Raw genomic sequence first — 12,780 nt, forward strand, 5'->3', positions numbered from 1 at the left:
GATAAAGAGTTACAGGGCTGGTCGCTATGGCTGAGATGAGTCCGTATCAGGTGTTGGGAATTAGCGAAGAAGCCTCTTTTGAAGAGATTCAATCGGCGCGGGCTCGGCTCCTGGCCAGCTTGGGCGCCGATGAACAGCAGCAAGAGCGGGTGGAGCAAGCCTACGATGCCATCCTGATGCAGCGCCTGCGCCTGCGCAAAGAGGGCAAAATCGCCGTTCCCGATCGCATCCGCTACGCCGAACAACGGGCTGCCCATCCTGAGCCGGAGCTGAGTTTGCCTCGCCCTGCTGCCCAAAATCCCCCCTGGGTCAGCCGCTGGTTGGATACCCCCTCTACCGCCGATGCCCTCTGGCCTGCGGCGCTGCTGGGTGGGCTGGGGGGTTGGGTTATCCTGGCTCCCGATGAGTACCCCTCGCTGCAACTGGCCTTGGGGCTGATGGCTTGTATCTATTTCCTGTACCGCAAAGAGCGCCGCTTCATTCGCGCTTTTCTCTTGGCCCTGGCGGGCCTGAGCCTGGGGCTGATGTTGGCCTACGGCATTGCCCTTCCTCTCACCGGTGGCGATGCTCCTGGTGCGCTGTTGGTGGGGATCACGTTTACGGTGATGTGGTTGGTGACCAGCTTTCTGCGCTAGCTGCCGGTTGGCAACGGATATCCAACCAGGGATCATCCTCACCTGCCAAACCGCCGCTGCCGCGACTGATAGCTAAGCAAGGCTTGGTGAAAAGCGGCTCGGTCGAAATCCGGCCAGAGGATGGGGGTGAAATACTGCTCGGTGTAGGCCATCTGCCAGAGCAGGAAGTTGCTGATGCGCATCTCGCCGCTGGTACGGATCAGCAGATCAGGATCCGATAAGCCGGTGGTGTAGAGAAATTGGGAAAAGAGGGCCTCGTCAATCTGATCCGGCTGCAGCAGCCCCTGCTGCACCAAGGTGGCAATGGAGCGGCAGGCTTGTAGGATCTCCTGTCGTCCCCCGTAGTTGAGGGCCACCGTCAGGCAAATGCCCTTGTTGTGCTGGGTGCAGGCCACCGCATGCACGATGGTTTCCTGCAGAGAGTGGGGCAGAGCCGACAACTGGCCGGCAAACTGGATGCGCACCCCCTGCTGCACCATTTCCCCCAATTCCTGCCACAGCACCTGCTCGAACAAAGTCATGAGAAAATCCACCTCCTCGCGGGCCCGACCCCAGTTCTCGGTGGAGAAGGCATAGGCGGTAAGGGCTGGGATCCCCCAGTCATCACAACAGCGCAGCAGCTCCTTCAGGGCCGCTACCCCTCGCTGATGCCCAACACTGCGGGGTAAGCCCCGTTTTTGCGCCCAACGCCTGTTGCCATCCATCACCACCGCCACATGGCGGGGCAACAACTGGGGATCCAGGTCGGCAGGCAACTGCAGAAGATGGGCAGGAGAAAGGGTCATGGAGATTCAGTCTTCGGGGAGGGTTTTCTCAGGTTTGCGAAAGAGTTTAGTCAGATCGGCAAGGGATCCCCACCAGCGCAGCGGCCCATTGCGAAACCAGGGGTGGGCCCACAATCCCTTTAGCGGAGCATCTCGTTTTTTGGCATCGCGGGGATTGCGCAACCGCTGTACCAGCAGTTCGTGTAACTTGGCACTGGTCAGAGGCCGCTCGATGCGCCCACCCTCCGCCAGGGAAATGGATCCCGTTTCTTCTGAGACCACAATACACAAGCAATTGGTCTGCTCTGTGATCCCCATCGCAGCGCGGTACCGTGTGCCCAGCTGTCGGGAGGCGGCCCGCTCCGAAACCGGCAGGATGACCCCCGCTGCGCGAATGCGATTCCGATGGATGACCACAGCCCCATCATGCAACAAAGTTGAAGTCTGGAAAATGGTCTGCAAGATCTCCCGCGACACCCGCGCCTGGAGAGGTACTCCTTTGTCGGTAAACACCCGCGAGTCAATTGGTTGCTCCGGCTCAATCACAATCAGCGCTCCTGTGCGGTTTTGGGAAAGTTCTCGCACTGCTTGCACCAGTTCTTCCACCAAATCTTCCTCAGGATCCTCCTCGTCATCGCCTGCGTTGCTCGGCCACTCCATGCGGATGGCTCTTGCCAATTGCTCCAGCAGCCGCCGAAACTCCGGTTGAAAGAGCACGCCCATGGCTACAGCTGCGCCCAGGAGCAGGCGATCCAAGATCAGGTGAACCAAGGGGAGAGAGGCTGTGGCCAGGTACAGCACCAGCAGCACTATAAATCCCCTCACCAGCACCCCAGCACGACTTTCGCGGGTGTAGTAGAGAGCCAAAGCCAACAGAAAGACAGCCAGAGCCCAGTCCAAGAGGCTGAGAAAGTTAAACTGCTGTAGCCAAGCCCATAAGGCCGCCAGCATGGCGAAAAACCCCGTTCACGCTCCCCTCATTGCGGACCTTCTGCCTGGTGCCGTTCTGCACCTCAGAACCCCTGTTGGACTGCGGCCCCCAGACCAGCCTACCACTCACCTCCTGGCTGTCTTCCAGTCTTTCTCGCATGAGGTGCGTTGGCTGCGGTCGGCGCTGCCAGGAAAGGCTGTGCCTCTACTGACCAGATGGGTATGGGCAAACTTCCCCTTCAACGCAGCAACCGCTCTGGCAAGACATCTTGACGGATTAAGTCGGCATAAGTTTCTCGCCGCACAATCAACTGGGCCTCTCCCTCGTTGACCAGCACCGCGGCTGGCCGAGGGAAGCGATTGTAATTGGAAGCCATGCTGTAGTTGTAGGCCCCCGTCGCCAAAACCACCAACACTTCTCCTGCCATTGGGGCGGGCAGAAGCACATCCTTCAACAGCACATCCCCCGACTCGCAGTGCTTGCCGGCCACCGTTACCCGCTGCGTGGCCTCTGCCTCTGGTCGGTTGGCCAGAAGGGCGGTATAGCGGGCTTGATAGGTGATCGGGCGGGGGTTGTCGGACATACCACCGTCGATGGTGATGTAGGTGCGTCCCTGGGGCAGGTCATCGCTGGGAGGGATCCGCTTTTGCCCTCCCAGGGTGTAGGCGGTCACGGCAGCCGGCCCAATCACAGATCGTCCAGGCTCACAGAGCACTTTCGGCAAAGGGATCCCGGACTGGGCAAAGGCTTGTTGCACCGCCGTTGCCACAGTTTCCACCCACTCCGGGATGGAGGGGGGATCATCGGATTCGATATAGCGGATCCCCAGGCCCCCACCCACATTCAGCTCTTGTAGGGGCAACCCTCTGCCCAGCCCTTGCCGCCAGATCTGGGCCAGCACCCCCGCCAGGTCGCGGTGGCCCTGTAGATCAAAAATCTGTGACCCAATGTGGGCATGGAGCCCAACGCACTGCAGTTGGGGATGGGCTGCCAAAAAGTCAAACACCTCCGGCAGTTGCCATTGGCCGATGCCGAATTTGCTGTCGGTTTGTCCGGTGCGGATGTACTCGTGGGTGTGGACGTCGATACCGGGGTTAACCCGCAGGAGCAGCCGCGCTGGCCGTGCGGGCGTGGTCAGGGCCGACACCTGCTGCAGTTCGTACAGGCTATCGACCACCAAAGTACAGCCCGTCTCCAGGGCCAAGTTCAGCTCGTCGAGAGACTTGGCGTTGCCGTGCAGATAGAGATCTTCACCTTTGGCCCCCGCCTGCAGGGCCGTGTACAGCTCCCCGCCAGAAGCCACATCCAACCCCAGCCCTTCTTGCAGCGCCAATGCACAGATGGCCAGGCAATTCCAGGCTTTCGTGGCGTACAAAACCCGGGATCCCCCGGCGTAGCAGCGGGCCCAGGTGTCACGGTAAAGCTGGCAGGCGCGGCGCAGCGTCCATTCGTCCAGGATGTAGAGAGGGGATCCAAACTGGCGCACCAGCTCCACCACGTCGCACCCCCCAATTTCCAAGTGCCCCCGGCTGTTGATACGGCTGGTCAAGGGGCGCAAAGACTGGTTGGGGGAAAGGGTCTGCTCTGGATGGGTGGGAGTGCCGAGGGTCGAAATCATGGTCAGGAGTCAGAAAACTGTCTTAAACGATATCAAGTTCCTTATTCAGTTTGTCTTGAAAAGTGCCCAGCCCTAACCCGATCCCTTTATACCCAGCTCTGGGGCTGCCTCGTTCCGCTTCGACTCTGACTCCTCGGTTTTGAGATGGCTGACAATTGGCACAGTGGGAGTGTGTCTGACTTACGCAACACCTTCTGCTATGATGAAAGACCGGTGTCAACGGGTCGATGCCCGAGGGGTTAAAGGGGGCGGACTGTAAATCCGCTGGCTTACGCCTACGTTGGTTCGAATCCAACTCGGCCCACCATCGGCTTTGCCCACGTGGCTCAGTGGTAGAGCACCCCCTTGGTAAGGGGGAGGTCACGAGTTCGATCCTCGTCGTGGGCTTGGCGCTGTAAACTACCCGACCCTGACTGCTTCGCAGTACAGGGCGGGCTTTTGGTAGCCCTGCAGTTGGCAAGCCAACCACGTTCGCGAAGCGAGCCGTAGGCTTGACCTCCAGGCTGGTTTACGGCAGCCCCCAAAAGCGCAATCACCTTCGCACCGTTAAAATCCGCATCCCCTTCCCAACCGCAGTGCCCGCATTTGAACTGCTTACCCTTGCGATAGGATTGAGCGGAGTCGGGATGAATATGCAGGCACTTGTGGCAGATCTGCGAGGTATAGGCCGCAGGGACAGCTACCACTTTGACACCCGCCCTCACAGCCTTGTATTCGATAAACCGCCGCAGCTGGTAGAACGCCCAGCTATTGCTACGCCGCCGCTCCTCACGACTGCGGGGGTGTTGATTGGTGCGTTCTCGAATGCCGCTCAAGTCCTCAATCCCAATGCAGGCAGAAAGAGATTGAGCTGCTTTAACGATGCGCTTAGCGATACTGTGGTTCACCCAAGCTTGAAAGCGTCTCTCTTTGCCAGACAGCCGTTGCAGCAGTTGACGGCATCGCCGCCTGCAACTGCGGGTGCCCTTACTGGCCTTGCGCTGAAGAGACGCTCTTAACCGACAGTAGTGATCTCGGACTTTGTTCAGCTGCTGTCCATTCCAGTTGTCTCCTTCGGAGGTATGGGCAATGTCTCGCCGTCCCAGGTCAACACCAATCACCTTGTCGGTGTTCTGTTGCTTGGGGGGCTCTGCCTCGACACAAATCTGGATGGAGTAGGAGCCGTCCTTCCGCTGGACTAGGGTGGCCGATTTGGGGTTAGAGCCTGCCAGCATTCCCCTCTGGTAGTTGCCAATGGCTAGCTCAAAGCGTTCTCTTCCATCAACCGTGGCAAGCGACACTGTCCAGTCTTTCTCGCGAAACGAGAAGATACGTGCATCGTAGGTAACGAACCTACGCTTGAACTCTTTAACTGGACGGTTGCGCTGTCTCGCCACTTTGCGAGCGCCTGCCACCCGTCTGCAGACCTGCTGGGCCAGATTACTGGACAAGCCAAACCGAGCGCGAATCTGGTAATAGCAAAGGGATTGGAGTTTGACTGCGTTGACTACTTTTTCTGGTGTGTTTTGGTTGACCCAGTTCAACGCCTGCACAAAGGCATCCATTGTCGCGTCCAATTTGGCGGCTTGCGACTGGGACACCTTGAGTTTGCAAGCTACAGTCAGGACTTGGGTCATGGTTCTATCATAACTTCCGCATTCTTCCCGACACTGACCCTACGGGTACAGTGCGGGGCTCCTGCGATTTCTAGCTGAAGATGATCCCAGCCGCTGGCGCCAGAAGAGCTATGGCCCGAACAACTGGGGAGATGACAAGAATCCTCCCCCTCGAGGGCGGGGAGTATGTCAAAATGCGGCAAGAACCCTCGAGTGGTCGCGATGATCCCACCGGATGGATCCCCCCTTGCTTCTGTTCCTGCCTGGCATAGCCTCACCCTCGCCGCTGCCATCCAGAAGTTGCAGACCGATCCCGATCGTGGCCTCACCACTCAGCAGGTGATCCAGAGGCAGCGGCAATATGGCCCCAATGAGCTGATCACCACTTCTGGCCGTAGCTCCTGGCAAGTCCTGCTGGATCAATTCCGCAACATCATGCTGCTGATGCTGATCGCCGTAGCGGCGATCTCAGCCACTTTGGACTTGCAAGAAGGCGAGTTTCCCAAAGATGCCCTGGCCATTTTGTTGATCGTTGGCCTTAACGGTGGCCTGGGCTATTTGCAAGAAAGTCGGGCGGAAAAAGCGCTGGCGGCCCTGAAAAAACTGGCCTCCCCTACTGTGCGGGTGGAGCGGGATGGCCTGTGGCAAGAAGTTCCAGCCAGCCAACTGGTGCCGGGGGATCGCGTGCTGCTGGAAGCCGGGGTACAGATCCCAGCCGATGGGCGCTTGGCCGAGGCCGTGAACCTGCAGGTGCGGGAAGCAGCTTTGACCGGAGAAGCCACCCCTGTAACCAAACAGGCAGATTGCGTACTCCCGCCGGACATCGAGCTGGGGGAACGGCGCAACATGGCCTTCATGGGCACCGAAGTGATTCAGGGGCGAGGGATCCTCTTGGTTACTGCCACCGGCATGAACACGGAGCTGGGCAAGGTGGCGAAGCTGCTGCAAACGGTGGAAAACGAGCCCACTCCCCTGCAGCGGCGCATGAGCCAACTGGGCAATGTGCTGGTGTCGGGATCCCTGGCTTTGGTGGCCTTGGTGGTGGGGATAGGGTTGCTGCAAGCCGGGAGTATGGCCCCCTTTACCTCGCTTCTGGAAACTTCCTTGAGCATGGCCGTGGCCGTGGTACCAGAGGGGCTGCCCGCGGTTATCACTGTCACCCTGGCCATTGGCACCCAACGCATGGTGCGCCGCCACGCCCTCATCCGCCGCCTGCCGGCAGTAGAGACCCTGGGATCCGTCACCACCATCTGCTCCGACAAAACCGGCACCCTCACGGAAAACAAAATGGTGGTAACCGACATCGTTACCCCCGACCGCCATTACCACGTCAGCGGCACCGGTTACATTCCCAAGGGATCCTTCTACTGCGGCGGCCAGCCCGTAGATCCCGGGAGCGCCCCGGATCTGCAGGCCATCTTGCGGGCCGTGGTGTTCTGCAACGATGCCCTGTTGCAGGCCAGTCTCCAACCTGTTGCCGGGCGTAACCCTCGGTCTGCAGTTTCTTCTCCCCCTTCAACGCCCACCTGGTCCATCCTGGGGGATCCCACCGAGGCCGCCCTGCTGGTGGCAGCCGCCAAGGCCAACCTCCACAAAGGCTCTTTACAGGAGCGCTACCCACGGGTGCAGGAGCTCCCCTTCAGCTCAGAACGCAAGCGCATGAGCGTGGTGATCCAAGAAAACGGCGGCTACTGCGTCTACACCAAGGGATCCCCAGAGCTGGTGCTGGAGCGGTGTGATCGCATCCAGAAAGGGGGCACTTGGCAGGAACTGTCGGAAACCGATCGCCAAGCCATCCTCGGCACCAATAACCGCCTGGCCGCCCAAGGTATCCGGGTTCTGGGGGTAGCCACCCAGAGGCTAGAGCGGATCCCGGACAACGGGGAAGAGGTGGAGCACAACCTGGTTTGGCTGGGCCTGATGGGGATGCACGATGCTCCGCGACCAGAGGCACGAGAGGCCGTGGCCCGCTGCCGAGAAGCTGGGATCCGCACGTTGATGATTACCGGCGACCACCAACTGACAGCTGTTGCCATTGCCCGCCAGCTGGGCATTCTCGAGTCGGAGGATCAGGCGATTGACGGGCGTACCCTCTCCCGCTTGAGTTTCGAGGAGCTGCTGCAAACGGTACAAACCGTCAGGGTCTATGCCCGCGTCGCCCCCGAACACAAGCTGCGCATTGTGCAAGCCCTGCAAAAGCAAAACGAGTTTGTGGCCATGACCGGGGATGGGGTCAACGACGCCCCTGCCCTGCGCCAAGCGGATATTGGCATCGCCATGGGCATCACGGGCACCGATGTGAGCAAAGAGGCCAGCGACATGGTGCTGCTGGACGACAACTTCGCCACCATCGTGGCAGCCATTGAAGAAGGGCGAGTGGTTTACAGCAACATCCGCCGCTTTGTGAAGTACATTTTGGGCAGCAACATCGGCGAAGTGCTGACGGTGGCTGCTGCCCCCATCCTGGGCTTGGGGGATGTGCCGCTGACGCCCCTACAGATCTTGTGGATGAACTTGGTGACCGATGGCCTGCCCGCTCTGGCCTTGGCTTTGGAACCGGCGGAGCCAGGGGTGATGCAGCGCCCCCCCTTCAACCCCAAAGAGAGCATCTTCGCCCAGGGGCTGGGAGCCTACATGGTGCGCATCGGCGTGGTTTTTGCCATCTCCACAATCCTCATGATGGTCATTGTGGAAGCCTACATCCCCCACTGGCGCACGATGGTCCTCACCACCCTGTGTATCGCCCAGATGGGCCATGCGCTGGCCGTGCGCTCCAACGAGAAGCTCACCATCGAGACCAACCCTTTTTCCAACCCCTACCTGCTGGGCGCGGTCCTGACCACTCTGCTCTTGCAATTGGCTCTGCTCTATGTGCCTTTCTTGCGCAGCTTCTTTGGCACAGAGGAGCTAACCCGCACTGAACTTTTGATCTGCTTGGGCTCTAGCACCGTGGTTATGGTCTGGGTGGAGTTGGAAAAACTCTATTGCCGCTGGCGCAAGGGATCCCGCTGAATCTTCACAATTATTTTTCACAATAAAGCATCTTCACAATAAAGAGTCTCTCTCCCTACTGCACTCAGAAACAAAGCTTTGAGCCAAGACTCATTTCCCCAAAAAGCCACTCTTGAGGAATCCTGCCCATTACATAGAGGCCATTTCCGCAAGTTAGCTGAGCTTCCCCTTTTGACCTCCAAGATAAGCTGGAAAGACTTGCTGGGATACTGTGGAAAGGGGGCAGGAATCTCTGGGTTCTATGCACAGAGAGCTATGGGCGGTAGGGAAAACGGTGGGCCTGGTGGATCCCTCTGGCCTTGCCTTTTGGCTGCTGGGATCCCTCTTCTTGGCTCTCCTGCTGCTTGGCGTCAGCCTGGGGGAAAGTCAGCCGCTTTCTGTCTTCAGAGGGATCCTGGGATCCCTTTCTCGAAGATTTCCCTTCCAACCTCCTAGAGGCACCCCCAGCCCAGAGGCTCGTTTTCGGGCAGCCTTGGAAGCCAGCTTGGATGCTATTTACCTGCTGGAGGCGGTGCGGGATCCCGTTACCCGCGAGATCCGCGACTTTGTCTTTGTGGATGTCAACGCCAAGGGGGAAGAGCTCATTTCCCTCCAGCGCCGGCAGATCATCGGCCAGCGGCTGTGCGAGCTGCTGCCCATCAACCGCTGGGGGGGCTTTTTTGAGAAATACAAGCGAGTGGTGGAAACCGGCATTGCTCTGGAAGAGGAGTTCCCCATTTCGGGGCAGCCGGGCTTGAAGGCCAGTTGGATCCATCACCAAGTGGTGCCGGTGGGAGACGGGATCCTCATCACCAGCCGCGACATCAGCGAGCGGGTCAAGATGGAGCGGGCTCTACAGGAAAGCGAGTCTCGCTACCGCGCCCTCTACGAGGCCATTCCCGACTTGATTTTTGAGCTCAGCGCCGAGGGAGTCATTCTTCATTGCAAGCCTTCCCCTTACGTTCCCACCCGACATCCGCCTGAGTTTTACGTGGGTTGCCGCGCCCAAGACGTGTTTACTGGCTCGCTGAAAGAGCAGTATCCATCTCTGGCGGAGGGGGCCTTGGTCAGCCAGACGCCGCAGTACCTAGAGTACGAAGTTGAGATTGAGCCGGGGATCCGCTGCTATCGGAGAGCCTGCGTTGTCGCTCACGGGAGAGACAAAGTTTACATCCTGGTGCGAGATATCACCGAGCGGAAACAGGCGGAGTTGGCCCTTAGAGAAATGGAAGCCACCCAGCGAGCCATTCTAGAAGCCATTCCCGACTTGATCTTTCGCCTGGATAGCCAGGGCATTTGCTTGAGCTTTGTCTGGGGGGGCGAGGTTGTTCCCTATAGCTCACCCGACACCTACGTGGGCCGATCCCTGCAGGAGCTTTTGCCACCGGAGTTGGCCGAGCGGCGGCTTTTCTTTGTTCAGCAGGCTATAGCTACCCAGACGCGGCAGCGCTACGACCAAAGCATCGAGATTCAAGGAGAGACCCGCCACGAAGAGGTGCGCATTGTGCCCCTCAACCCCCAAGAGGTGGTGGTGATCGTCCGCGATGTAACCGACAGGGTGCGATCCCAGCAGGCCGTCCAGGAAAGCGAGCAGAAGTTCCGGGCGCTGTTTGAGAATGCCGCTGTGGCCATCCTCATCCGCCATGCCGAGACCGGCGAGATCCTGGAGGCCAACTCCCAAGCCATTTCGGCCTATGGCTTCTCCAGCCTGGAGGAGCTGCGGGCCTTCGACGCTTCCGAGCAGTCTCCCTATCGCCAGGCTCTTCGGGGCGGGGAGTTCTCGCTGCAGTCCTACTTGGAGCAGGCCCGCCAGCAGGGATCCGCCCGCTTTGAGTGGCAATGGCAGCGGCAGGATGGCCGAGTTGTCTGGGAAGACGTGTTTGTGCAGCCCCTTGTCTTGCGCGGGATCCCGTGTTGGGTGTTTACCGCGGTGGACATCACTGCCCGCAAGTCGGCAGAAGCGGAGCTGGAGCAGTTTTTCTCGGTAGCTCTGGATTTGCTCTGCATTGCCGATGCCCAAGGGTACTTTCGCCGTCTTAACCGAGCCTGGGAGACTACGCTGGGCTATTCTCTGCAGGAGCTGCAGAGCCGACCCTTTTTGGAGTGGGTTCACCCGGAAGATGTCCCCGCCACGCAGGCGGCCATGCAGCAGCTTATCGAAGAAGAACAGCTGGATCACTTTGTCAACCGCTACCGCACCCAGGACGGCAGCTATCGTTTCATCGAGTGGCGAGCCTCTTTGGCCGGATCCCTGTTCTACGCCGCCGGGCGGGATATCACCCTAGCCAAGCTGGCAGAAGAGCAGATGAAAGCAGCCAAGGAAGCTGCCGAAGCCGCCAGCCGCGCCAAGAGCGAGTTCCTGGCCACCATCAGCCATGAGATCCGCACCCCCATCAACGCCATTTTGGGGATGACCAGTCTACTCCTGGACACCTCCTTGGATCCGCAGCAGCAGGACTGGGTGCAGACCATCCGCTATGGAGGCGAGGTGCTGCTGAACCTAATCAACGACATCCTCGATTTCTCCAAGATCGAGTCCCAAAAACTGGAACTGGAGGAAATACCCTTTTCCTTGCCGCAGTTGGTGGAAGAGCTGCTGGATTTGATGGCCGCCCAAGCCCAGAGCAAGGATCTGGAACTGGTGGCCTGGGTGGATCCCAGCCTGCCGCCAACCTTGATAGGGGATCCCAACCGGCTGCGCCAAATCCTGGCCAATCTGCTCAGCAACGCCATCAAGTTCACCCCCCAGGGAGAGGTGGTGGTGACGGTCGAGGCAGGGGAGAGGGATCCTGAAAAGCAATGGGTCAACGTTCAGGTGCGGGATACAGGCATTGGCATTCCCCCGGAAAAATTGGATCGCCTCTTCAAGCCCTTCAGCCAGGTGGATAGCTCCATCAGCCGCCAGTTTGGGGGCACCGGCCTGGGCTTGGCCATCAGCCAGCGCCTCTGCCAGCTCATGGGGGGAGCAATCGGGGTGGAAAGTCAGCCGGGCCAGGGATCCACTTTTCGCTTTCGCATCCCCCTAAAGAGGCCAGACCAGGAGCTGTTGCCAACCGCCGCACCGGATCCGTGCTTGGCCGGCAAGCGGGTTTTGCTGGTGGAAGACAACGCCAGTCAACGGCAGTTGCTATCCCGACTGCTGAGCGCTTGGGGCATGGAGGTAACCTGTTGCGCCTTGGCGGCAGAAGCCCAGGCTGCAGCTAGAACCCATTCTTTTGACCTAGCCCTTCTGGATGCCACTCTGCCAGGCCAGGATGGCCTAACCTTGGCGGCTAACCTGCGGAAAGCGCAACCCCACCTGTTGCCCATAGTGCTGACGGGGCGCAACTTCATCTCCACAGCAGACCCTCTCCCCACTTTGGCCAAGCCGGTCAAAGCCTCCCAACTGCGGAAGCTGCTGCTGGGGCTTGTGGGAGAAAAAGCTCCTTCCTCCTTATCTTCCTCTCCCGCCGCTCCTCCCTCCATTTGGGACGCGACCCTGGCCAGCCGCTACCCACTGCAGATCCTGGTGGCAGAGGATAACCCGGTTAACCAGAAGGTGATTCGCCTCATGCTGGAGCGATTGGGCTACCGGCCCGACATAGTCGGCAACGGTCTGGAAGCCGTCCAAGCTCTGCGCCTGCGACCCTACGATCTGGTGTTGATGGATATGCAAATGCCGGAGCTGGATGGTCTTTCGGCCACCCGTCGCATCCGCGCTGAACTGCCTCCTGAGCGCCAGCCTCGCATTGTTGTCCTCACGGCCAATGTGTTTTCGGAAGGCCGTGCTGCTGCCCAAGCTGCTGGGGTAGATGGCTACCTCACCAAACCCTTGGAGCCAGCCGCCCTAGTCCGGGTTCTTCAGGGATCCCTTCCCCTTCCCATCCCGGCCAGCCAAGAAGAGGATCCGCCCCTCGACCCCGTTATCCTCGCCCAGATGCGGGCAGTCTTCAGCTCTCCAGAAGCCTGGCAGGAGATGATCCAAACCTACCGGCAGGACAGCGAAGCTCTATTGGGATCCCTGCGGCAGGCCCTAGAGCAGCGGGATCCCCAAGCCATTGCTCGGTTGGCCCACCGCCTCAAAGGCAGCAGCAGCACCCTGGGCGCCAAACGTCTGGCCGAGCTGTGTCAGCAGTTGGAAAAGCTGGTTCATGCCGAGCCAGCCAGTTCTGTAAAATGGGACACTATAGAGCAAGCCGTGCAGAAGCTAGAAGTGGCATATCGGCAAGTTATCCTCAGTCTCTCCTCCTGAGTGCAGAGCCTTTCT

6 protein-coding genes, 2 tRNA genes and 1 pseudogene are annotated in these 12,780 nt (G+C 59.5%); 5 read left to right on the forward strand and 4 right to left on the reverse strand.

What is annotated here, in order from left to right:
• Window positions 1–26 precede the first annotated feature (26 nt).
• The gene (locus tag ACVWXW_RS02175; protein ID WP_041436527.1) at window positions 27–635 is read left to right on the forward strand and encodes a CPP1-like family protein; all 609 of its coding nucleotides are present in this window, start codon (window positions 27–29) and stop codon (window positions 633–635) included.
• Between the two features lie 38 nt (window positions 636–673).
• Here ACVWXW_RS02175 and ACVWXW_RS02180 read toward each other — a convergent pair whose 3' ends face one another.
• From ACVWXW_RS02180 to lysA, 3 genes are all read right to left on the reverse strand, one after another.
• Window positions 674–1,420 (reverse strand): isoprenyl transferase, encoded by a 747-nt coding sequence (locus tag ACVWXW_RS02180; protein ID WP_457402541.1) that lies wholly within the window; start codon window positions 1,418–1,420, stop codon window positions 674–676.
• A gap of 6 nt (window positions 1,421–1,426) precedes the next feature.
• Complete coding sequence (gene cdaA, locus ACVWXW_RS02185) at window positions 1,427–2,350, reverse strand: diadenylate cyclase CdaA (protein ID WP_457402543.1); 924 nt, start codon at window positions 2,348–2,350, stop codon at window positions 1,427–1,429.
• Between the two features lie 218 nt (window positions 2,351–2,568).
• A complete protein-coding gene (gene lysA / locus ACVWXW_RS02190) occupies window positions 2,569–3,948 on the reverse strand; it encodes a diaminopimelate decarboxylase (RefSeq protein WP_011433248.1) in 1,380 nt (459 codons plus the stop codon).
• A gap of 221 nt (window positions 3,949–4,169) precedes the next feature.
• Here lysA and ACVWXW_RS02195 point away from each other — a divergent pair.
• Window positions 4,170–4,255 (forward strand) — tRNA-Tyr (locus tag ACVWXW_RS02195).
• Window positions 4,256–4,263: 8 nt separating this feature from the next.
• Window positions 4,264–4,335: transfer RNA gene (locus ACVWXW_RS02200), tRNA-Thr, on the forward strand.
• A 32-nt stretch (window positions 4,336–4,367) separates the two neighbouring features.
• Here the strand turns inward: ACVWXW_RS02200 and ACVWXW_RS02205 are convergent.
• A pseudogene (locus ACVWXW_RS02205) lies at window positions 4,368–5,564 on the reverse strand (RNA-guided endonuclease InsQ/TnpB family protein); the annotation flags it as partial.
• Between the two features lie 201 nt (window positions 5,565–5,765).
• Between ACVWXW_RS02205 and ACVWXW_RS02210 the strand changes: the two are divergent.
• The gene (locus tag ACVWXW_RS02210; RefSeq protein ID WP_457402545.1) at window positions 5,766–8,555 is read left to right on the forward strand and encodes a cation-translocating P-type ATPase; all 2,790 of its coding nucleotides are present in this window, start codon (window positions 5,766–5,768) and stop codon (window positions 8,553–8,555) included.
• Window positions 8,556–8,796: 241 nt separating this feature from the next.
• Window positions 8,797–12,765, forward strand: a complete 3,969-nt coding sequence (locus ACVWXW_RS02215) for a PAS domain S-box protein (protein ID WP_457402546.1) — start codon at window positions 8,797–8,799, stop codon at window positions 12,763–12,765.
• Window positions 12,766–12,780: the final 15 nt, after the last annotated feature.

This window comes from Thermostichus sp. MS-CIW-30 (assembly GCF_054058015.1).